This window comes from Streptomyces sp. NPDC088730, from assembly GCF_044751215.1.
GTDB lineage: Bacteria > Actinomycetota > Actinomycetes > Streptomycetales > Streptomycetaceae > Streptomyces.
In genome coordinates, this window is record NZ_JBIVLK010000020.1 from 38,173 (window position 1) to 60,421 (window position 22,249).

17 protein-coding genes and 1 riboswitch are annotated in these 22,249 nt (G+C 72.2%); of the genes, 7 read left to right on the forward strand and 10 right to left on the reverse strand.

The window, feature by feature from the left end; all coding sequences use genetic code 11:
- Positions 1 to 23: 23 nt before the first annotated feature.
- The 4 genes from ACIP89_RS34240 to ACIP89_RS34255 all read right to left on the reverse strand — a co-directional run bounded on the left by ACIP89_RS34240 (position 24) and on the right by ACIP89_RS34255 (position 4,680).
- Positions 24 to 2,462: a GH92 family glycosyl hydrolase gene (locus tag ACIP89_RS34240; protein ID WP_402118262.1), complete on the reverse strand. Its 2,439-nt coding sequence runs from the start codon at positions 2,460 to 2,462 to the stop codon at positions 24 to 26.
- 248 nt (positions 2,463 to 2,710) lie between these two features.
- On the reverse strand, positions 2,711 to 3,808 hold the full coding sequence (locus ACIP89_RS34245) for an NADH:flavin oxidoreductase/NADH oxidase (RefSeq protein ID WP_402118264.1): 1,098 nt from the start codon (positions 3,806 to 3,808) through the stop codon (positions 2,711 to 2,713).
- Between the two features lie 132 nt (positions 3,809 to 3,940).
- On the reverse strand, positions 3,941 to 4,213 hold the full coding sequence (locus ACIP89_RS34250) for a DUF1876 domain-containing protein (RefSeq protein WP_401928999.1): 273 nt from the start codon (positions 4,211 to 4,213) through the stop codon (positions 3,941 to 3,943).
- Between the two features lie 83 nt (positions 4,214 to 4,296).
- On the reverse strand, positions 4,297 to 4,680 hold the full coding sequence (locus ACIP89_RS34255) for a hypothetical protein (RefSeq protein ID WP_402118265.1): 384 nt from the start codon (positions 4,678 to 4,680) through the stop codon (positions 4,297 to 4,299).
- Positions 4,681 to 4,752: 72 nt separating this feature from the next.
- Between ACIP89_RS34255 and ACIP89_RS34260 the strand changes: the two genes are divergently transcribed.
- On the forward strand, positions 4,753 to 5,157 hold the full coding sequence (locus ACIP89_RS34260; protein WP_402118266.1) for a hypothetical protein: 405 nt from the start codon (positions 4,753 to 4,755) through the stop codon (positions 5,155 to 5,157).
- 396 nt (positions 5,158 to 5,553) lie between these two features.
- Here ACIP89_RS34260 and ACIP89_RS34265 read toward each other — a convergent pair whose 3' ends face one another.
- From ACIP89_RS34265 to ACIP89_RS34280, 4 genes are read right to left on the reverse strand one after another with little or no spacing between them, the layout of a single operon-like run.
- Entirely contained in the window at positions 5,554 to 7,962 is a 2,409-nt protein-coding gene (locus ACIP89_RS34265) for a glycoside hydrolase family 3 N-terminal domain-containing protein (RefSeq protein ID WP_402118268.1), read from the reverse strand.
- Between the two features lie 52 nt (positions 7,963 to 8,014).
- On the reverse strand, positions 8,015 to 8,908 hold the full coding sequence (locus tag ACIP89_RS34270) for a carbohydrate ABC transporter permease (RefSeq protein WP_401928991.1): 894 nt from the start codon (positions 8,906 to 8,908) through the stop codon (positions 8,015 to 8,017).
- A 4-nt stretch (positions 8,909 to 8,912) separates the two neighbouring features.
- Positions 8,913 to 9,839, reverse strand: coding sequence for a carbohydrate ABC transporter permease (locus ACIP89_RS34275; protein ID WP_402118269.1), 927 nt, complete (start codon positions 9,837 to 9,839; stop codon positions 8,913 to 8,915).
- Between the two features lie 2 nt (positions 9,840 to 9,841).
- On the reverse strand, positions 9,842 to 11,089 hold the full coding sequence (locus ACIP89_RS34280) for an extracellular solute-binding protein (protein WP_401929038.1): 1,248 nt from the start codon (positions 11,087 to 11,089) through the stop codon (positions 9,842 to 9,844).
- A 214-nt stretch (positions 11,090 to 11,303) separates the two neighbouring features.
- Here ACIP89_RS34280 and ACIP89_RS34285 point away from each other — a divergent pair, with 214 nt between their 5' ends.
- The 5 genes from ACIP89_RS34285 to ACIP89_RS34305 all read left to right on the forward strand — a co-directional run bounded on the left by ACIP89_RS34285 (position 11,304) and on the right by ACIP89_RS34305 (position 16,410).
- A complete protein-coding gene (locus ACIP89_RS34285) occupies positions 11,304 to 12,362 on the forward strand; it encodes a LacI family DNA-binding transcriptional regulator (protein WP_401928987.1) in 1,059 nt (352 codons plus the stop codon).
- A 167-nt stretch (positions 12,363 to 12,529) separates the two neighbouring features.
- Entirely contained in the window at positions 12,530 to 13,618 is a 1,089-nt protein-coding gene (locus tag ACIP89_RS34290; RefSeq protein ID WP_402118271.1) for a WD40/YVTN/BNR-like repeat-containing protein, read from the forward strand.
- A gap of 34 nt (positions 13,619 to 13,652) precedes the next feature.
- Complete coding sequence (locus tag ACIP89_RS34295) at positions 13,653 to 14,330, forward strand: uracil-DNA glycosylase (protein WP_401932655.1); 678 nt, start codon at positions 13,653 to 13,655, stop codon at positions 14,328 to 14,330.
- Positions 14,327 to 15,391, forward strand: a complete 1,065-nt coding sequence (locus ACIP89_RS34300) for an N-acetylglucosamine kinase (RefSeq protein ID WP_402118273.1) — start codon at positions 14,327 to 14,329, stop codon at positions 15,389 to 15,391. The genes ACIP89_RS34295 and ACIP89_RS34300 overlap by 4 nt, the downstream gene beginning before the upstream one ends.
- A gap of 95 nt (positions 15,392 to 15,486) precedes the next feature.
- Positions 15,487 to 16,410 (forward strand): sirohydrochlorin chelatase, encoded by a 924-nt coding sequence (locus ACIP89_RS34305; RefSeq protein WP_401928979.1) that lies wholly within the window; start codon positions 15,487 to 15,489, stop codon positions 16,408 to 16,410.
- 85 nt (positions 16,411 to 16,495) lie between these two features.
- On the opposite strand, the gene ACIP89_RS34310 is transcribed toward ACIP89_RS34305, so the two are convergent.
- Positions 16,496 to 17,566, reverse strand: a complete 1,071-nt coding sequence (locus tag ACIP89_RS34310) for a lactonase family protein (RefSeq protein ID WP_402118274.1) — start codon at positions 17,564 to 17,566, stop codon at positions 16,496 to 16,498.
- 105 nt (positions 17,567 to 17,671) lie between these two features.
- On the reverse strand, positions 17,672 to 19,183 hold the full coding sequence (locus ACIP89_RS34315; protein ID WP_402118276.1) for an FUSC family protein: 1,512 nt from the start codon (positions 19,181 to 19,183) through the stop codon (positions 17,672 to 17,674).
- 329 nt (positions 19,184 to 19,512) lie between these two features.
- Positions 19,513 to 19,712: riboswitch (cobalamin riboswitch) on the forward strand.
- 163 nt (positions 19,713 to 19,875) lie between these two features.
- On the opposite strand from ACIP89_RS34315, the gene metE reads away from it, so the two are divergent.
- Positions 19,876 to 22,194 carry a 5-methyltetrahydropteroyltriglutamate--homocysteine S-methyltransferase gene (gene metE / locus ACIP89_RS34320; protein ID WP_402118277.1) on the forward strand — a complete coding sequence of 773 codons (2,319 nt, stop codon included), beginning with the start codon at positions 19,876 to 19,878 and terminating at the stop codon, positions 22,192 to 22,194.
- Positions 22,195 to 22,249 lie beyond the last annotated feature (55 nt).

Here is a 22,249-nt window from a genome sequence, read left to right on the forward strand (position 1 = left end):
TCCGGCACCGGGTCACCGCCCTGCTAGCGCGGCAGCCCCGAAGTAGCCGTCGCCCAGGTGGTGTTGGGCTCAGCGGCGAGCCTGAAGGCCAGCGTGCCGCCCCTGGCGAGCAGGCCGGCGTCCGTCCAGGAACGGTCGCTGCGCCTGCCGTTGACCGTCACCGCGTCGATGTACGCGTGTGCGGCGCCGGCGGCCGGGGCGGTGAGGGTGATGTCCCGGCCGCGCGGCCGGTCGATCACCGCTTTCGGGAACAGTGGTGCGCCCAGCAGCAGCGAGCCGCTGCCCGGCGACTGCGGGTACAGCCCCAGCGCGGAGAAGACGTACCAGGCGGACATCGTCCCCAGGTCGTCATTGCCGGGCAGGCCTCGCGGGCCCGTCCCGTAGACCGTGTTCAGGATCTCGCGGACGGTCGCCTGGGTCTTCCACGGCTGACCGAGGGCGTTGTAGAGCCAGGGGGCGTGGATGCCGGGCTCGTTGGTCGGGTCGTAGCGCACGGAGTCGCCGCCCTTGACCGACCAGGAGCCGTCCGCCTTGTGGAAGAAGCCGTCGAGGCGCCGCGCCGCGACGTCCCTGCCGCCCATCGCCGCCGCCAGCCCCTGGACGTCCTGCGGAACCATCCAGGTGTACGTGGCGCTGGTGCCCTGTGCGAAGCCGAGGTCGCTACCCGGGCTGAACGGGGAGACCCAGGAGCCGTCGAGGTCGCGGGCCTGGATGTAACCGCTGGTGCCGGACCCGTCGCCGGCCCCGGCGTTGAACACGTTGCGCCACCAGCCGCCACGCTCCTTGAACGACTCGGCCTCCTCGTCCCGGCCGAGCAGCGCGGCCCAGCGGCCGAGCGCGTCGTCGGCGACCGCGTCCTCCAGGGTCTCGGCGGCTCCGCCCCAGCAGTGGCAGACGTCCTGCGGCGCGTAGTGGGACTCCAGGTACTGCGCGAGGTTGGGCCGCTGGCCGGTGCACTGACCCGGGCAGCCGGCGTCCGAGAGGCCGTCGTCGACGGGGACGGTCGCCTGGCGGGCCAGTGACTCGTAGGCGCCCTCGTAGTCGAAGTTCCGCACCCCCATGGCGTAGAACGTGGCGAGGGTGGCCGCCGTCGGATCACCGGTCATGACGTGGGTGGCGCCGTTGATGTGCACCCAGCGGTCCCACACGCCGCCGTTCTGCCGGGCGAAGTTGTACAGCGACTGGGCGAAGTCCCCGGCGATCTCCGGTTTCAGCAGGGCGAGCAGCTGTATCTGCGCCCGGTACTGGTCCCAGCCGGAGAAGTTGCTGTACTGCGCCCCCTGCCCGCGCTCGATCCGGTGCGCCTTCCCGTCCATGCCCGGGTAGCGGCCGTCGGTGTCGCTGATGATGTTGGGCTGCATCAGGGAGTGGTACAGCGCGGTGTAGAAGGTGGTGCGCTGCGCCTCGGTGCCGCCGCCGGTGCGTACGGAGTTCAGCTCCCTGTCCCAGCTCCGGCTCGCGGCGGCCGCCACGTCGTCCACGCCCGCGTGCGGGGCGATCTCGTCGCGGAGGTTGGCCTCGGCGCCGGACAGGCTGACGTAGGAGATGCCGATCCGCATGTGGACATCGTTGTCGGAGGCGGTGTCGAAGCCGACCCAGCCGCCGGAACCGCGGCCGGCCCGGTCCGCTCCGGTGGCGTAGCCCTCGCCTCCGCCGCCGGAGGTCGAGCCCGGCGCGAGCGTGCTGTCCTTCCAGGTGCCGGTGGTGGAGAAGGCGCGGTCGAAGGAGGCGCTGAAGTAGAGCCGGTAGTAGCTCTTGCGGTTGTTGGTACCGCCGTTGGCCCGTCGCCCGCAGAACGCGCCGGTGAGGACGGAGCCGGTGACCTTGCGGTGCGCGGTGTCGATGTCGACCTGGGCGTCCTCGCTGCCGTTGAGCGAGTTCGAGACCCGGAAGAGGAGATTGGCAGGTTTCCCGGCCGGGAAGGAGAAGTCGCCCACGCCGGCCCGTCGGCTCACGGCGAGGTCGGCCCCGGCACCGGAGTCCAGGCCGACGGTGTAGCGGCCCGGGACCGCACGTTCGTCGTCGTGCGAGAAGTCCGCGGCGTAGACGGCGTCCTTGGTGTCGGCCGACGGCGAGGAGGTGACGTCCCCGACGAACGGCATGATCGGGATGTCGCCGGCCGCTCCCGGGTCGCACCCGGCGCCGTTGACGTGGGTGAGGCTCAGTCCGCGCAGCCGGGTGGTGTCGTACTGGTACCCGTTCGCGGCGCCGGTGCCCGTCTGGTCGCCCTTGGTGCTCGTGGGTGACCAGGCGATCATGCCGTTCGGGAGGGTGGCGCCGGGAAAGGTGTTGCCGCCGTTCGCGCTTCCGATGAGCGGGTCGACGTAGGCGGTGGGGCGGGTGGCGGGGGCTGCGGCTTCTGCTGCCGCGGGCAGCGCTGCGGCGGCGAGTGCGCCGGTGACGAGCACGGCGGCTGTTCGCGCGGCGAGGCGCCGGGCCGCGGGCAACGGTCTGGTGGGCATGTCGCGGTACCTTCCAGGGAGTTCGGACAACGTTGTCTCCGCCCCGGGTCGGGCTGGGGACCACGGTGATCGATTCGCGGCCGAGCGTAGATCCCTCCGGCACGGGAGGGAATGCCCCAGCTGTCATCCCTGATGAATGCCCGGTGAACGGCTGCCGTGTCGCGACACGCACGCGTCCGCCCTCCGCGCACTTCCCGGGAGAGCCGGGACGGGGTGTGCGCGGAGGGCGGACGGCGGCCGGAAGGCGGTCAGATCGCGTACGCGTACTGCTCGGGAACGGTTACCGTGCCGCACAGTTCACGCGCCGCGTGCTGCGCCCACGACGGGTTGCGCAGGAGTTCACGGCCCAGCAGCACGGCGTCCGCCCGGTCCTCGGTGAGGATCTTCTCGGCCTGCTGCGGTTCGGTGATCAGGCCCACGGCCGCGACGGGCAGGCCCGTCTCCCACTTCACGCGTTCGGCGAAGGGGACCTGGTAGCCGGGCCCGGCCTCGATGCGGGCGCGGGGGGCGTTGCCGCCGGTGGAGACGTCCAGCAGGTCGACCCCGTGGTCCCGCAGCTCGGCGGCGAGCCGCACGGTCTCGTCCGCGGTCCAGCCCTCGCGCTCGTCGTCGGCGTTCTCGGTGAGCCAGTCCGTCGCGGAGACGCGGAAGAAGACGGGCAGGTCCTCGGGCCACACCTCCCGCACGGCGTCGACGACCTGGAGGGCGAGGCGGACCCGGTTCTCGTAGCCGCCGCCGTACTCGTCGGTGCGCCGGTTGCTGTGCGGGGAGAGGAACTGCCCGATGAGGTAGCCGTGCGCGCCGTGCACCTCGACGACCTGGAAGCCCGCGTCGAGGGAGCGGCGCGCGGCCTCGCGGAAGTCCGCGACGACGCCCTGGATCTCCTCGACGGTGAGCTCGTGGGGCACGGGATAGCCGGTGTCGAACGGCAGTGGGCTGGGCGCGACGGGCGTCCAGCCGTGCACCTCGGGCCCGACGGGTCCGCCGCCGGTCCACGGGGCGGCGGTCGACGCCTTGCGCCCGGCATGGGCCAGCTGGATCCCCACCGCGGAGCCCCGCGCCCTGACGAAGTCGGTGATCCGGCGGAAGGCCGCGGCCTGGGTGTCGTTCCAGATGCCGAGGTCGGCCGGGCTGATCCGGCCTTCGGGGCTGACGGCCGTCGCCTCGGTGAGGATGAGCCCGGTGCCGCCGGCGGCACGGGCCGCGAGATGGGCGAAGTGCCAGTCGGTGGGTACGCCCGCCCCGGGACCCGTCGATTCGGCGCAGTACTGGCACATCGGGGCCATCCACACCCGGTTGGGCACGACCAGCGACCTCAGGGTGACGGGCTCGAACAGGGCACTCACGACGGACTCCGTTTCGCCGGGTACGGAAGGATCGCTAGTACGATACATCCCGTACTACGACGTCCGTCAAATTACGACGAGTCTCGTACAAGAGTGGGAACGCGCTCCGGCGGCCGCCTCGGGGCCGCCCCCTCAGGTCAGCGGGTAGGACGTGCGGCCGGACTCCTCGTCGATCTCGTCGTGGGCTTTGGTCAGCAGCTTCATCGCCAGCTCGTTGAGCGCACGGGCACCCGCGATCTCCTCGCCGACCCGGGGCTGGACGGAGTCCGAGGGGTGCCGGCTGGCATAGCCGTGGGCCCGTACCTCGCTCCCGTCCGAGAGCCGCACCAGAGCGGCGGCGCGGGTGCGGTGGGAGTCCTCCTCGAATTCCAGCTCGATGTGCCATCCGACAGCGGTCTGCGTCATGGGTGCTCACCTCCGGGGGTTCTCCCTCCAGGGTGCGCCCCTTCCCCGTCCGGTGCGCGGCGGGGGAAGGGCGACCGTGGCGCCTACCGCCCGCGCCGGCGCAGGGTGATGCGGGCGTCCGCGTCGTAGAGCTGGTTCCAGCCGCGTCCGGCGCCGGACTTCCAGGTGACATGGACGGTGGCCCCGTCGGTCCTGACCCCGTCCACCGTCATCGCGCGGTCGCCGTCCCGCACGTCTCCACGGCGCAGTTCGTCCGCCCTGACCGTGACGGGGTCGGCCGTGCGCACGCTGTCGGCCTCCTCCGCCGCGCGGCCGAGGGCGGAAGCCAGTTCGCGGGCCCGCTCCGGGGTGCAGATCAGCGAGAGCTCTCCGGCCGGTGTGCCGAGCCTGATCTCCACGCCCGCGCCGACGGGGGTCACCTCAAGGTCGCCGGCGGGCGCACCGCTGTCCTCGTTCACGCTCTTCATCCGCTCTCCTTCTCCCTTGACCGGACAGAAATACTGTGAGGCCGGCAGTGTCCTTCTGCCATTCTGCTTGCCATGTCCGCACGAAACCGAAGACTCCCCCGGCACCTCGCCTGGCCACTGACCACCACCGACATCAACGAGTGTCTCGGCGACTTCATGACCCGGGTGACGGACCTGCGGTTTCTCACCGGACATGACAGCGGGACCATCGTGCTCGGAGCGGAATGGATCGCTCCGACCCCCCGCAACTACGGCCGCGGCACGCACCCGGGCACGGTCGGCTTCGGCATAGACGTCCACCCGGTCGATGCCGCTGAACGTGCTGCCATCCGCGCGGTTCTACGGGCGCGTGCCCTCCCGCGGCTCCACGCGTGGATCACAGAGGCGGTCGGCGCCGACGAGACCTGGAAATCGGCTCCCCATCGTCACCTCTGGCGGCTCGATCACGGCCACCTCACCCACCGCGACGAAGCATGAACCCGGTCCTCGCGACTTGCTGTGCGTACCGGATGTGCCGGTGAGGCGCCGTCAGCGGTGCGCGGGACGCCGACGGCCCCTCACCGGCTCAGGGCTGGGGACCGACCAGCGGGCCGCCGCCGCGTCGGCGACACCGGGGGCCGGCCGGCTCCGCCGCGGCAGGTGGCGTTCGTCGGCCGCGGCCGCACTCCCTTGACGCCCCGCTCCACGTGGACCCGCCCGGCCCCGGCGTCCATCGCCGCCAGAAGCCCGTGCGGGGAGTGCCAGGGGTCGGGCAGCGCCGTGGGATCCGAAGATGTCACAGCGCCCATACAACAGCGCTGCTGTGATCTGCGGCGACATGTCGAAAGTTTCGTGAGCCTCCCCGCACGTCCTGCGGGGAGGCTCACCGGCCGGTCAGCGCGCGGCCGGCTCCGTCACCGGTTCGACGGAGGTCTCGCAGACGAGCCGCCGCCGGTGGTCGACGGTCCGTTCGGGCCCGGTCAGCCGCAGCCGTACCGTCCGGCGGACGTCGGTGGCGGCGCTGGAAGCGGCGAGCCGCAGTTCGAGCTCGCCGGGTTCGACGATCCGGCGGCCGCCGATGCCGGTGAACGACACCAGGTCGGCGTGGAACCGGAACCGGACCCTGGCCGCCGCACCGGCGGCGAGCGGCACCCGCGCGTAGCCGATCAGCCGCGCATCGGGGCGGGTCGTCTGGGCGACCGGGTCGTGGACGTACAACTGCACCACTTCGGCGCCCTCGCGGTCACCGGTGTTGCGGACCGTGAGTTCGATGCCGGCCGAGCCGTCGGTGGGGATCTCCGCCGGGACCGGACCGGCCTGTTCCCAGTCGAAGGAGGTGTACGACATGCCGTGCCCGAAGGGGTGGAGCGGTGTCGGGTCCAGATTGCTGACCCCGCTCGCCAGCCCGAGCGGCGGCTGCAGGTACGTCCACGGCTGACCGCCCGGACCCCTCGGTACGCCCACCGGGAGCCGGCCGGACGGGTTGACCCGGCCGGAGAGCACCCCGGCCAGCGCCGGACCGCCCTCCTCGCCGGGGAAGAAGGACTGCACGACGGCGGCCGTCCGGTCCGCCCACCGCCCCAGCGCGTACGGGCGGCCGGTCAGCAGCACCAGGATCACCGGGGTGCCGGTGGCCAGCAGGGCGTCCAGCAGCTCGCCCTGCACGCCGGGCAGCGAGAGGTCCGCCGCGTCGCAGCCCTCCCCGGAGGTGCCCCGGCCGAAGAGGCCGGCCCGGTCGCCGAGCACGGCGACACAGACATCGGCGTCCCCGGCCAGCCGGACGGCCTCCGCGATCGCGGAGGTGTCCGTACCGTCCACCTCGCAGCCGGCCGCGAATCCGACGTCCGCTCCCGGGAGTTCACCGCGCAGCGACTCCAGCACGGTCGGCACCTCGATGCCCGTCTCCGCCTCGGGGTGCGAGACGCCGACGTGGCTGGGGAACGAGTAGCAGCCGAGCATGGCCAGCGGGTCGTCGGCGCGCGGTCCGACGACCGCGATCCGGCCGGTGCCGGGCAGCGGCAGTACGGCGTCGGGGTTGGCGAGCAGCACACAGGCCTGCTCGGCGAGTTCGCGGGCCAGTGCCCGGTTCTCCGGCGGGTCGAGGTCGACGGCGCCCCCGGCGCGCTCGGGTTCGGTGTCCCGCAGGGCGACGGGCAGTGGCGACCAGCCGGGGTCGAGCAGGCCGAGTTCGCACTTCTGCATCAGCACGCGGTACAGGGCCCGGTCGACGAGTTCCTCGGCCACGGTTCCGTCGCGTACGGCGGCGACGAGGACGTCCCCGTAACTGCGGACGGTGGGCAGTTCCACGTCTACGCCGGCGCCCAGGGCGAGCCGGGCCGCGTCCGCGCGGTCGGCGGCGACCTTGTGCAGGGTCTCCAGGAAGCCGATGCCGAAGTAGTCGGCGACGACGGTACCGGTGAACCCCCAGGTGTCCCGGAGCAGTTCGGTGAGCAGGGCCGGATCGGCCGCCGAGGGCACTCCGTCGACCTCGGCGTAGGAGGACATCACCGAGCGGGCACCGCCCTCGCGCAGCGCCATCTCGAAGGGCGGCAGGGTCACGTCCGCCATCTCGCGGGCCCCGGACCGGACCGGCGCGAGGTTGCGGGCGCCCGCCGATGCCGCGTACCCGGCGAAGTGCTTGAGGGTGGCGACGATGCCGGCGGACTCCAGACCGCGTACGTACGCGGTGCCGATGGTCCCGACGAGGTAGGGGTCCTCGCCGATGGTCTCCTCGACGCGGCCCCAGCGCAGGTCGCGCGCCACGTCCAGGACGGGGGCCAGGCCCTGGTGGACGCCGACGGAGCGCATGTCCCGGCCGATCCGGTGGGCCATCTCGGTGACCAGTTCCGGGTTCCAGGAAGCCCCCCAGGACAGCGGCACGGGGTAGGCGGTGGCGCCCCAGGCCGTGAAACCGGCCAGGCACTCCTCGTGGGCGAGCGCCGGGATGCCGAAGCGTCCGGCCCCGGCGATCCGGCGCTGGGCGCGGGCCAGGGCGAGCGCGCCGAGCCCGGGGTCGACGGGTGCGGTGCCGAAGGGCCGGGTGAGCTGGCCCAGGCCCCGGGTGGTGAGGTCGTCCCAGTCGACCGGGTCGACCATGTCGTTCTGGTGCGGTGCGACCCCGTCGCCGTCGGCGTCGGCGCCCACCCAGACTCCGTACAGCTGGGCGGCCTTCTCCTCAAGGGTCATCCGGGGGACCAGGTCGGCCACCCGTTCCCGCGGGGTGAGCGAGGGGTCGCGCCAGGGGCCGTCGGTCTCGGGGGCCGCCTCGGTGCTGCGGGCGTGCGGGACAGCGGGGATTGCCATGGGGGCAGGGGTTCCTCTCATGAGTGCGGTGGTGCGGGGCGGCGTGGGTGCGTTATTTGCCGCCCACCCCCATCAGTCCGTTGACCAGCGCCCTGCGCGCCACGAGGTACACGGCGAAGATCGGCACCACGGAGAGCACGATCGCCGCCAGCACGGCGGGGATGTTCACTCCGAACTGGGACATGAAGTTGAAGAGACCGAGCGTCAGGACACGCTTCTCCTCCGACTGGGTGAGGATCAGCGGGAAGAGGAATCCGTTCCAGGCCTGTAGCGCCGAGAAGATCGCCACCGTGCTGATGCCGGCCTTGGACATCGGGATGGCGAGCTGCCACAGCATCCGCAGCGGGGTGGCGCCGTCGAGCGCCATCGCCTCGTACATCTCCTCGGAGACGTCGCGCATGGTGCCGCTCAGGACGAGGACCGCCACCGGCATCGCGAAGGCCGCGGTCGGCAGGATGATCGCGGGCAGCGTGTCGTACAGGCCCATCTTGCCGATCAGCAGGTACAGCGGCACGATCACGGCCTGCGCCGGGATGGCCACGCCGAGCAGGAACGTCCGGAAGGCCAGCGAGGAGAGCCGGCTGCGGGTGCGTACCGCGACATAGGCGACGGGCACCGAGAGCACCAGCACGATGGCCACCGTGGCGGCGGCCACGATCGCGGTGTTGCCCAGCAGGGTGAGGAATCCGCTGTGCAGCACGCTGTTGTAGTTCTCCAGCGTGGGGTGGGACGGGAACGCCAGCGGATCGCCGCTGAGCGCCTCGTCCTGGTGCATCAGCGAGGAGGAGACCAGCGTGTACAGCGGGACGACGACGATGACGAGCCAGACCAGCGAACCGAGGCCGGCCAGCGGATTCCCCCGTCTCCGGCGCCGGCGGGCGGTGGTGCTCGGGGCCCGGAGCGCGGGTGTCGTGGGCGGCGCCGCACGACGGGTGTCGACTGACATGACGTCACATACCTTCCCGCGTCGAACGCATGGAGCCGAAGCCGCTGAAGCGCACCAGGATCAGTGACAGGCCGGTGGCGACGACCACCAGGGCCGTGGCGATGGCCGCGGCGTAACCGAGGTCGTAGGTCTGGAAGCCGGTGCGGTACATCAGGTAGGGCAGGATCGTGGTGTCCGTGCCCGGACCGCCCTTGGTCATGATCAGGACGGTGTCGAAGTACGTCAGCGAGCCCACGATCATCAGGACCGACGAGGTCGTGATGGTGTTGCGCAGCTGCGGCAGGGTGATGTGGAAGAACTGCCGCAGCATTCCGGCGCCGTCGATGGCGGCCGCCTGGTAGAGGACCTCCGGGATCTGCCGGGCGCCGCCCTGGTAGATCAGGGTGTGGAACGGCATGAACTGCCAGCCGCCGACGAAGGCCACGGTGAGCAGTGCGCCGGTGGAAGAGCCCATGATGTTGGGGTCGATGCCGAACCAGGGGCCGATCTGCTCGATGACACCGAAGTTCGGGTCGAGCAGCGCGTGGAAGAGCATCGCGATGGCCGTGGTGGAGAGCAGCAGCGGGATGAAGAAGACGGCGGAGAGGAAGGTCCGGCTGCGCTGCCTGCCCGCCGCCCAGACACCCAGCAGGAGCGCCACCGGGGTCTGGAAGGCCCAGCTGACGGTGGTGAGCAGCAGGCTCAGCCAGGCGGCCTGGCGGAATTCGGGGTCCTTGAGCAGCCGGGTCCAGTTGTCCGTGCCGACCGGCGTCGGGGAGTTCAGCCCGTCCCAGTGGCAGAAGGACAGGTAGACGGCGATCGCCAGCGGGACGATCGCGAAGAGGGCGAAGAAGACGATCCCGGGAAGGGCCCAGGCGACCGAGGGGCGGCCGACGTCGCCGGCGGCCGCCTTTCCTCCACGCACCTTGGTGTACGGAGAGAGCTGGGACATCGTTACTTGACGGCCTTCATCGCGGCGACGAACTGCTCGGGCGTGGACTTGCCGGCGAACAGCTTGCTGATCTCGGTGAGCAGCGGGGTGGCGATCTGCGACTCCAGCGCCTGGTCCCAGGAGAGCGTGAAGCTCGGTGCCTTCTGGACCATCGAGTACTGGTCGTGCGCGAACCGCGGGTTGGGCGAGGAGTCCAGTGTCGAGGCGGCGTCCGACGTGGTCGGGATGTCGCCGTTGTCGACCAGGGCCTTGCTGTAGGACTTGGCGGCCATGGTCTTCAGGAACGCGACGGCCGCGTCCTTGTGCTTGGTCCTGGTGTTGACGGACCAGTAGTTGGTGGGGTTGCCGACCACGTCGGCCGGGTCGCCGACGCCGCCGGCCACGGTCGGGAAGGCGGTCCAACCGAGGTCCTTCCTGGCGAACGCGGGCGCCTTGCCGAGCTGCGTCGAGTACTCCCACGAGCCCATCAGGTGCATGGCGGCCTTGCCCTTGTTGAGCAGGGTGGGGGCGCCGCCGTTGCCGTAGTCGACGGAGTTGAAGTTCTTGCCGAACGCGCCGCCGTCGACGAGTTCCCTGACGGTCCGGGCCGACTTGAGGACTGCGGGGTCGCCCCAGCCGGAGCTGTCGCCGTCCTGGATCTTCCGGAAGACCTCGGGGCCGCCGATCCGGTCGAGGAGGTACTCCATCCACATCAGCTCGGGCCATTTGTCGGAGCCGCCGAGGGCGAACGGCGTGATGCCCCTGCCCTTGAAGACGGTGATGGCCTTCTGCATGTCCTCCCAGGTCCTGGGGGGCTGGAGCTTGTTCTGCGCGAAGAGGGTCTTGTTGTAGAAGAGCATCACGGGCTGCATGCCGCGCATCGGGACGCCGTACATCTTCCCGTCGAGGCTGCCGGCGGCGAGGATCGACGGGAGGAAGCCGTCCTTGAGGGTGGGGTCGCCCTTGATCGTCGAGGTGAGGTCGACGACCTGCTTGGCGTCCACGTACGGCTTGATGGAGCCGCCGCCCCAGTTGTAGAAGATGTCGGGGGCGCTCGGCGAGCCCATGGCGCTGCGGAGCTTGTTGACGTAGTCGGTGCCGGGTACGGGGACGAGCTTGACCTTGACGTCGGAGGTCTTGTTGAACTCCTTCACCGCCGCTTCCTGGATCTTCACGGCGTCGTCCCCGTAGACGTAGGCGGTGAGGGTCTTTCCGCCGCCCCCGCTGCCGCCGTCGGAGCCGCAGCCCGCCAGCAGGCCGGCCATGACCATGGCGGCGCCGGCCGCGGTCCATCTCGCCGTACGTGTGCCCTGAGTGAAAATACCCGACCGCATGACCGCACCTCTGTCGAATGTTTCGGTGTGACTTCCGAATGTTGCCGGAACCGTACGGTCGGGTTTCGGGTGCGTCAAGGGGTCGAGAAGCGCGATTTACCCGCGCCCGGCCCAGGCATCGGGCGGTGCGGCGGGAAGCTACGATCCCTTTATGAGCCCCGCAAACGTCCAGTCACATCAGGAGAACGCGCCGGCCGGCGAACCGTCGGAAGGCACCGCCACGTTGGCGGAGATCGCCCGAGCGGCCGGAGTCTCGGCTCCGACAGTTTCGAAGGTGCTCAACGGGCGAGCCGATGTCGCCCCGGGCACCCGCACCAGAGTGGAGGAGCTGCTGCTGCTGCACGGCTACCGCCGCAGACGCGGCTCCACGACCCAGTCCCGGCTGATCGACCTGGTCTTCCACGAGCTGGACAGCGCCTGGGCCATGGAGGTCGTGCGCGGGGTGGAGAACGTCGCCAGGGAGGAGGGGCTGAGCCTGGTCCTCTCCGAGAGCGCGGGCCGGCTCACCCCGGGACAGACCTGGGTGGACGGGGTGCTGGCCAGGCGGCCCGTCGGGGTGATCCTGGTGCTCTCGGACCTCACCGCCGCCCAGCGCGCCCAGCTGACCAGCCGCAGCATCCCCTACGCGGTCGTCGACCCGGCGGGCGATCCCGGCGACGACGTTCCCTCGGTCGGGACGACGAACTGGCAGGGCGGCCTGGCCGCCACGCGTCACCTCACCGCGCTCGGGCACCGGCGGATCGGGGTCATCAGCGGCCCGTCCCGGATGATGTGCAGCCGGGCCCGGGTGGACGGCTACCGCGCCGCCCTGGAGACCGCGGGCCTGCCGATCGATCCCGCCCTGGTCCGCGAGGGCGAGTTCCAGCACGAGGCGGGCTACACCGCGGGCCTTGAGCTGCTGCGCCCGGCGGACCGGCCGACGGCGGTCTTCGCCGGCAACGACCTCCAGGCGCTCGGCGTGTACGAGGCGGCGCGGGAGCTGGGCCTGCGCATCCCGGAGGACCTCAGCGTCGTCGGCTTCGACGACCTCCCGCTCACCCGGTGGATCGGCCCGCCGCTGACCACGGTGCGCCAGCCGCTCATAGAGATGGCCGAGACCGCCGCCCGGCTGGTCCTGGACCTGGGCAGGGGCCGGCAGCCCGCGACCACCCGGGTCGACCTGGCCACCAGTCTGGTGGTGCGCAGCAGCACGGCCCCGCCCCGCCGCTGACCCGGCGGCCGTCACCGGTCGGGGGCCTCGCCGGGCCCCGCGCACCCCACCGGACCTGGCAGCACCGCGGAAGCGGCGGTGTCCCGGGCTGTCCTGCGCGCCGCTGTCAGTGACCGGGTGCAGACTGGCCGGTATCCGGCACAACGGCGTTTCGGGAGGTTCGGGTCATGACCGATGTTCTGCTCACCGTGGGTACCCGCAAAGGACTCTTCATCGGCCGCCGGCACGGCGGTGCGTGGAAGTTCGACGGCCCGCATTTCAACGCGCAGTCGATCTACTCGGTCGCCATCGACACCCGTGGAAAGGTCCCCCGGCTGCTGGTCGGCGGCGACAGCGCGCACTGGGGCCCGTCCGTCTTCCACTCCGACGACCTGGGTGCCAGCTGGGTCGAGCCCAAGCACCCGGCCGTGAAGTTCCCGGAGTTCACCGGGACGTCGCTGGAGCGGGTCTGGCAGCTGCAGCCGGCCGGCCCGGAGGCGCCCGACGTCGTGTACGCGGGCACCGAGCCGGCCGCGCTGTTCCGGTCGCGGGACAGCGGCGAGTCGTTCGAGCTGATCCGCCCGCTCTGGGAGCATCCGACGCGTTCGAAATGGGTGCCGGGCGGGGGCGGCGAGGGGCTGCACACGGTCCTGACCGACGAGCGGGACGCCCGATCGGTGACGGTCGCGGTCTCCACCGCCGGGGTGTTCAGGACCGCGGACGGCGGCGAGAGCTGGACCCCGGCCAACAAGGGGGTGTCGGCCGTCTTCCTGCCGGACCCGCACCCGGAGTTCGGCCAGTGCGTCCACAAGGTCAGCCGGGACGCGGTCGACCCCGACCGGCTCTACCTGCAGAACCACTGGGGGGTGTTCCGCAGCGACGACGCCGGGAGCAACTGGACGGACATCGGCGGGGGGCTGCCCTCCGACTTCGGCTTCGCCGTGGCCGCGCACCCGCACCGGGCGGACACGGCGTACGTCTTCCCGATCAACGCCGACGCCGACCGGGTACCGGCGGAGCACCGCTGCCGGGTCTTCCGGACCCGCGACGCCGGCGACAGCTGGGAGCCGCTGTCCGCAGGGCTCCCGGAGGGGGCCCACTACGGCACGGTGCTGCGTGACGCGCTCTGCACGGACGACGCCGATCCGGCGGGGGTCTACCTCGGCAACCGCAACGGCGAGGTGTACGCGAGCGCGGACGACGGCGACAGCTGGCAGCCGCTCATCTCCCACCTGCCCGATGTCCTGTGCGTGCGGGCGGCGGCCACCGGCGGTTGATCCATACCGTCGTATCAGCAGTAGAGTGCCGCCCGTGGCAGCACGACCTCTGAACGAAATCATCGAGCCCGGCTGGGCACGGGCCCTTGAGCCCGTGGCCGAACGCGTCGCGGCGATGGGCGAATTCCTGCGCGGCGAGATCGCCGCGGGGCGTACCTATCTCCCCTCGGGCGCGAACGTCCTGCGGGCGTTCCAGCAACCCTTCGAGCAAGTCCGGGTCCTGATCGTCGGTCAGGACCCCTACCCGACACCGGGGCACGCGGTGGGGCTGAGCTTCTCCGTCGCACCCGACGTCCAGCCGGTGCCCGGCAGCCTGGAGAACATCTTCCGGGAGCTCCACTCGGACCTGGGACTTCCGCGTCCCTCCAACGGTGATCTGACGCCATGGGCCGAGCAGGGGGTCCTGCTGCTCAACAGGGCGCTGACCACGGCGCCCCGCCGGCCCGCCGCGCATCGCGGCAAGGGCTGGGAGGAGGTGACCCAGCAGGCGATCTCGGCGCTGGTCGCACGCGGCACCCCGCTGGTGTCCGTCCTGTGGGGGCGCGACGCCCGCAATCTGCGCCCCTCGCTGGGGAATTTCCCGGCGATCGAGTCCTCGCATCCCTCCCCCATGTCGGCGGACCGCGGGTTCTTCGGTTCACGCCCGTTCAGCCGGACCAACGAGCTGCTGGAGCGCCAGGGCGCCGCACCGGTGAACTGGCGACTGCCGTGACGATCTCGCCCGCCAGTGCCGGACGGCCGGGTCCCGCCGGGGAGTACGTGCTCGGCGTGGACTCGGGTGGCTCCGGGCTGCGGGTGGCTCTGGGCACCGTGGGCTCGGACGCCCCCCTGGACACGGCGGCGTGTGCCGAACCGGTGCGGACCGGACCCTCCGGCATCGACGCCGCCCACCTGCTGGAACAACTGCTGCCCACCGTCCGGGAACTGCTTTCGCGGCACGGCGGCGGCAGCCGCGTCGCGGCCGCGGCGATCGGCGCGGCCGGTATGGGCACCCTCGGGGACCGGCTGCGGGCCGAACTGCCCGCCGCCCTGACGGACGCGCTCGGGGTGCGCCGGCTTGCGCTCGCCGCCGACGCCGTGACCGCGTACGCCGGCGCGGTCGGACAGCGCCCCGGCGCCGTGGTCGCGGCCGGTACCGGCCTGATCGCCCTGGGCACGGATCTGACACGGTGGCGGCGGGCCGACGGCTGGGGTCATCTGCTGGGTGACAGCGGCGGCGGTGCCTGGATCGGCCGGGCCGGTCTCGACGCGGCGATGCGCGCCCACGACGGGCGGCGCGGCGGCTCCCGGGCACTGCTCGGCCGGCTGGAGGCGGTGTTCGGCCCGGCGCCCGGACTCCCCGGCCTGCTCTATCCGCGTACCGACCGGCCCGCGGTGCTGGCCTCGTTCGCGCCAGAGGTGGCGGGCTGCGCCGCGCACGATCCGGTGGCCGAGGGCATTCTCCGCGACGCCGCCGGACATATCGCGGAGGCGGTCGCCGCCGTGTGCCCGGCGGCCGGTGCGGACGACGGGGGATGCGAAGTGGCGCTGACGGGTGGCCTGTTCCGGATGGGCGAGCCGTTGCTCGTACCGCTGCGCGAGGAGCTGGCCCGGCTGCTGCCGCACGCGCGGGCGGTCCCCGGTTCGGGTGATCCCCTGATCGGCTCCCTGCGCATCGCGCGTGCCCTGGCCACCGGCGGTCTGCTCCTGCCGCGTCATCCGACACTGCTCAGCATTCCGTTGTCCGGATTGGACCAACAGACCCCCGCAGGGGTGACAGAGCAGGGCAGTTGACCGGTAAGCCGCTCAACGGATAAATACGGACAGACAACGCTCGACCGGACCCTCCCCGCGCAGCGGGGTACCCAAAACCAGTAGCATGCGGCGCCATGAGCACCCCCACTGGGCCCGCTTCCGGCCTGCCTGTACGAATGCCGCGACCTCGCCAGTCCGGACGGCACCGCCGCCCGGAGCCCGTGGTCGCACCTGAGGGCGCTGCCGCGCTCGTTCTCGCCGTTCCCGGTACCCCCTCTTCGGCCAGCCGCGGTCTGGCCGAAGAGGTGATCAGCATTGCCCGCTCCGAGCTGCCCGGTCTGAACGCCGTGATCGGTTACCTCGACGGCGACGATGCCGAGTACCCGTCACTTGTCTCCGCCCTGGCCCACTGCGCCGCCGAGCGCACCGCACGCTTCGAGCAGGCCACGGCCGCCGGCCGCGAGGCCGCTCCGCCCGAGGGGCCGGCCGCCGTCGTGGTGCCGCTGCTCGCGGGACCGGACAGCGCCCTCGTTCAGCGGATACGCCAAGCGATCACGGACAGCCAGGCCCCGGCCGAGCTGACCGACGTGCTCGGCCCGCACCCGCTGCTCGCCGAGGCGCTGCACGTACGCCTCTCGGAGGCCGGACTCGCCCGCGCCGACCGGGCGCGGCTGTTCACGGTGGCCACGGCCGCCGACGGAATCGTGCTGGCCACGGTCGGCGGCGAGGAGGCCGTGCAGGCGGCCGGGATCACCGGCATGCTGCTGGCCGCGCGGCTCGCGGTGCCCGTGATGGCCGCCGCGCTCGACGTCGAGGGTTCCGTCGCGTCGATCGCCGGGCAGCTGAGGGACTCCGGCTCGCTCCAGCTGGCGGTCGCGCCGTACCTGGTGGGGCCCGAGGTGGCCGAGGGGCTGCTGGACTCCGCCGTCAAGGACGCGGGCTGCGCGGCGGCCGAGCCGCTCGGCGCCTATCCGGCGATCGGCAAGCTGGTGATGTCGATGTACACCACGGCGCTCGGCATCGCCGCCCCGGTGGCGCAGGGGGCCCAGGCCCTCTGATCCGTTCCGGGGTGCGTTCCGCCTTCTGACGGGCGCGTGGCGGTGAGCCGGCCGGCTCACCGCCACGCGCGCGTACCCGTACCCGTCAGGCGAAGATCACGCAGGAGGCCGCAGGGACGGCCAGCGAGCCCTCCTGGACCGGGATGCCGGTCTCCGGGTCCACGGCGAACCAGGCGACGTTCCCGGACCGCTCGTTGGCCGCGTACAGCCGCCGTCCGGTGGGGTCGAGCGCGAGGTCGCGCGGCCAGTGGCCGCCGCAGCTCACCGTGGTGACCAGGGACGCCTTCCCACCGGTGGCGTCGAGGCCGAGCACCGCGATGCTGTCGTGCCCGCGGTTGGCCGCCCAGAGGAACCGGCCGTCGTGCGAGACGACGACCTCGGACGCGTAGCTCGCCCCGGCGGCGTGCCCGGTCGCCTCCGCGGGCAGTACGGGCGTCTCGTCGACCGGTTCGAGGACCCCGGCGGCGGCGTCCCAACGGCACACGGTGACCGTGGGTTCGAGCTCGTTCAGCACATAGGCGTGAGCGCCGTCGGGGTGGAAGGCCAGATGGCGCGGCCCGGTACCCGGCCGCAGCGCCGTCTCCCCGTGCGGGCGCAGCGATCCGGTCTCCGGGTCCAGCGCGCAGATCCGTACCGAATCGGTTCCGAGGTCGACGCTGAGCACCCAGTTCCCCGAGGGGTCGGGGAGCACCTGGTGGGCGTGCGGGCCCTCCTGGCGGGCGGTGTCCGGCCCGCTCCCCTCGTGCTGGAGCACACTGTCGGGGGCCCCGAGTGAGCCGTCGGCGATCACCGGCAGCACGGTGACGCTGCCGGAGCCGTAGTTGGCGGTCAGCAGCCGGCCTCCCGCGAGGGCGAGGTGGGTGGGGCTGTCCCCGTCCACTGCCCGGAGAGCGCCTATCGGCCGGGGTACGTCCTGGGTGACGTCGAGTGCCGCGGCCGCTCCGGGTTCGGTCTCGCTGACCGCGTACAGGACCGCGCCGTCGGGGCCCCCGCCCCGGCCCAGTACCAGGTAGGAGGGGTCGGGCACGGAATCCGTCGTGCCGAGGACGGTGAGCGCCCCGGTCTCCCGGTCCACGGCGGCGACGGTGATGCCCCGCCCGCCCGCCGAGGTGAAGGACCCGATGAATGCCCGTCCGGCACCGTTGCTGCTGTCCACCGCACTGCCTTTCTCCGCCGACTGAGCGCGACAGTGGGGACCGTCGCGATCTTCCGCGGCGACGGTAGCAGTGCGGCCTTGTGGTCTGGACCAAAGGGTGCGGTGTCAGGCCGCGGCGAGCGGGGCCCCCGGCGGGCTGTGCAGCGGCGCGGCCAGTTCGGCCAGCGCGCGCTCCAGGCCGTGCAGATGGGCGAGGGCGGGTTCCGTCTCCGGGGCGTGCGCCGGGCGTCCTGCGGCGAGCGGGGTGCGGGCCGGCCGTTCGGGAGCCGTCAGAGCTTCCACCGCGGTCTCCACGCGCCAGCAGGCGGCGGCGAGCCGGGCGTCGTGCGAGGCCTCCGGGTCGGCGGCGACGGAGGCCAGTCCGCGCACCTCGCGCGCGCAGTCGTCGAGCAGTGCGAGCACCTGCCGCGCCCGCGCCTTTCGGGCCCTCATCGGGCTGAGCGGATGCACCAGGGGCGCCAGTGACAGCCGCACCCGGCCGAGGATCGCCTCCAGCTCGGCGACGTGCCGGGGCGGGTCGGCGTCCTCGCTTCCCGCGAGCCGGGCAGCGGCCTCCGCCGTGCAGGTGTGCACGCATCGCAGCGCCCGCTCCACCCAGGCCTCGGTCACCGAATGCGTGGTCACCGGCAGCACGAAGAGCACCGCGAGTACGGCACCGAGCGCACCGGCCCCCGTCTCGGTGACGCGGAGGACGAGCAGTCCCGCGTCGAGCACGCCGAGCAGCCCGTACAGCATGCTCGCCATCACGGTGACGGCCAGCATCATCCAGGTGTAGGAGACAGCGGCGGTGTAGAAGATCCCGAACACGCCCACCGCCACGACGGCGGCGGCCACGACCGGCTCGTGGTGCAGCGGCACGGCCACGGCGAAGCCCAGCCCGATGCCGAGCACGGTCCCCAGGAAACGCCTGAAACCGCGCACGACGGTCTCGCCGCGCGAGGTCGTGGCCACGAACACCCACCAGGTGGCGCCGACCGCCCAGTACCAGCGCTGATCCGAGAGCAGTTGCCCCACCGCGAGCGCGAATCCCGCGCCCAGGGTCGCCTGTACGGCCTGCCGGGTCGTGATCCGCCGCAGCCCCGCCGCTCCCGCGGGGAGGCCGACCGCCACGGGCACCGTGATCCGGCGCTCGTAGCACCAGACCCCGAACCGCACCAGCGACGACGCGAGGAGCGACAGCAGCACGGCCGCGTACAACTCGGGCAGCTGGCCGGGCACGGTGTGCAGGAACTGGGCGGAGAAGTAGGCCATGAAGGCGAATACGCCCAGCGAGTGGCCGCGCGGCCCCCAGCGCCGCGCGTACACCCCCGCCCCCACGACGGCGAGGAACGCCAGGTCCCGGGCGACGGGCACATCGTGCAGCACCGCGGCGAGCGTGAGCACCGGGAGGCCGACGACGGGGAGCAGCGCGGTCGTCGTAGCCTGCCCTCGCACCGTCGGGTCGGTCACCGTGAACAGGGCGAGCAGCGCGGCCAGACCCCCCGTGATGGCCGCCACCAGCGAGTGCCCGGCCGCCCCGCACAGCGCGACGGCGAGCCCGATGCCGAGCACGGCCCGGGACGCGAACCGCAGCCGGATCCGTCCGGGATCGTGTGCGACGAACGCCCTCTTCAACAAGTCGCCCCGCCCCTTTCGCGCATGACACCAGCGCAGACATGAGAAAGGCGCCACAGAGGTCCCCGAGGGACCCGCAGCGCCATTGACAGCCCCATCTCAACACCTTGGGGACTATTGGTTCAACTCAGACCCGACTCCATGGACCATTGGCCCATGAATGCCGCACCTTGCCCGGCCACGGCAGAGCCAACGGACCAGCCTGAGGACCAGTCCGCCCGGCAGGAGAACTGCGACACCTCGCGGCATGGTCTTGGCCCCCTTCCACATCCCGGAATGTGAACAGCGGTGCCTCGGGGACGGTCCACCCCCTAGGCTGGCCGGTGCAGCTGGTTCGCCCCTGTCCGCCAGGCAGGCGCGTCGCAAGAGGGAACCCGGTGTGAATCCGGGACTGCCCCGCAGCGGTAAGTGGGAACGACCGCCGTCATACGCACTGGACCCGATCGGGTCCGGGAAGCGACGGCCAGTAGGAGTCTGCCCCTGGCAGGCGTGCCCACGAGTCCGAAGACCTGCCCGTTGCCCGCACGCGACCCACTCGCATGCGGTTGTCCCGGTGACCTCGTGGGCGGGTCGGCGTGCGTACCAGACGGAGAATCCGCGCCGCGGCGTGTGCGATATCCGTCCGGTTCGTCATCCCTTCGCGCCCGTGTCCCGTCTCCGGGATGTTCAGGAGTCATCTCGCGAAGGAGATTTCCGTGACACCCAAGCCCGCAGCCGCGGCAGCACGAGCCACCGTGTACGGCTACCCCCGCCAGGGCCCGAACCGGGAACTGAAGAAGGCCATCGAGGGGTACTGGAAGGGCCGCGTCACCGCCGGCGCCCTCCGGGGGACGGCGGCAGAACTGCGCCGGTCCAACTGGAAGCAGCTGGCGGATGCCGGCGTCCATGAGGTGCCGACCGGCGACTTCTCGTACTACGACCACGTCCTGGACACCAGCGTCATGGTCGGCGCGGTCCCCCAGCGGCACCGCGAAGCCGTCGCCGCCGACCCGCTCGACGGGTACTTCGCGATGGCTCGCGGCACCCAGGACGTGGCGCCGCTGGAGATGACCAAGTGGTTCGACACCAACTACCACTACCTCGTCCCCGAGCTCGGCCCCGACACCGGCTTCAGTGCCGACTCCACCAAGCAGGTCACCGAGCTCAGGGAGGCCCTCGCACTCGGCCACACCGCCCGGCCGGTGCTCGTCGGCCCGGTCACCTACCTCCTGCTGGCCAAGCCCGCCCCCGGGGTGGCGGCCGGCTTCGAGCCGCTCACCCTGCTGGACCGGCTGCTGCCGGTGTACGCGGAGGTGCTCGCCGATCTGCGTGCCGCGGGCGCGGAGTGGGTGCAGATCGATGAACCCGCCCTGGTCCAGGACCGCATCCCGGCCGAGTTGAACGCCGCCGCCCGCACCTACCGCGAGCTCGGCGGCCTCGCCGACCGGCCCAAGCTGCTCGTCGCCTCCTACTTCGACCGGCTCGGCGAGGCGCTCCCCGTCCTGGCGAAGGCCCCGGTCGAGGGCCTGGCACTGGACTTCACCGATGCCGCCGCCGCGAACCTCCAAGACCTCGCCGCCGTCGGCGGGCTTCCCGGCAAACGCCTCGTCGCGGGTGTCGTCGACGGCCGCAACATCTGGATCAACGACTACGAGAAGTCCCTCGCCACCCTCGCCACCCTTCTCGGCCTCGCCGACCGGGTCGATGTAGCGGCGTCCTGCTCCCTGCTGCACGTACCGCTCGACACGGCGCCGGAGCGGGACATCGACCCGCAGATCCTGCGCTGGCTCGCCTTCGCCGGGCAGAAGACCGCAGAGATCGTCACGCTCGCGAAGGGGCTGGCCCGGGGCACCGGCACGATCACCGCCGAGATCGCCGCCAACCGCGCCGACCTCGCGTCCCGTGCCAACTCCCCGATCACCCGCGACCCCGCCGTCCGGGCCAGGACCGCGGCCATCACGGACGCCGACGGCCGTCGCTCCCAGCCGTACCCCGAGCGTGCCGCCGCCCAGCGCGCCCACCTCGGGCTGCCGCTGCTCCCGACGACCACCATCGGCTCCTTCCCGCAGACGGGCGAGCTGCGCGCGGCCCGCGCCGATCTGCGCGCGGGACGGATCGGCACGGCCGGCTACGAGGAGCGCGTCAAGGCCGAGATCGGTGAGGTCATCGCCTTCCAGGAGAAGACCGGCATCGACGTTCTGGTGCACGGCGAGCCCGAACGCAACGACATGGTGCAGTACTTCGCCGAGCAGCTCACCGGCTACCTCGCCACCCAGCACGGCTGGGTCCAGTCCTACGGCACGCGCTACGTCCGCCCGCCGGTCCTCGCGGGCGACATCTCCCGCCCCGAACCCATGACGGTGCGCTGGACCTCGTACGCCCAGTCGCTCACCGGACGCCCGGTCAAGGGCATGCTGACCGGCCCGGTGACCATGCTGGCCTGGTCCTTCGTCCGCGACGACCAGCCGCTCGGCGAGACCGCGCGCCAGGTCGCCCTCGCCCTGCGCGACGAGGTCGACGACCTGGAGAACGCGGGCACTTCGGTCATCCAGGTCGACGAGCCCGCCCTGCGCGAGACACTCCCCCTGCGCGCGGCGGACCGCGCCGGGTACCTGGACTGGGCCACCGGGTCGTTCCGCCTCACCACCAGCGGCGTACGGCCGGACACCCAGATCCACACCCACATGTGCTACGCGGAGTTCGGTGACATCGTCCAGGCCATCGACGACCTCGACGCCGACGTCATCAGCCTGGAGGCCGCCCGCTCGCACATGCAGGTCGCCCGCGAACTCGCCGCGCACGGCTACCCGCGCGAGGCGGGTCCCGGCGTGTACGACATCCACTCACCGCGCGTGCCCGGCGCGGACGAGGCCGCGGCCCTGCTCCGCAAGGGACTTGAGGCCATCCCCGCCGAACGGCTGTGGGTCAACCCGGACTGCGGTCTGAAGACCCGCGGCTGGCCCGAGACCAGGGCGTCGCTGGAGAACCTGGTCGCCGCGGCCCGCACCGTCCGCGGCGAGCTGCCCGCCTCCTGATCGCGAAGGGCTCGGGCGGCTGCCGCAGGTTACGGGCGGGCGTCCGGGTCCGCCG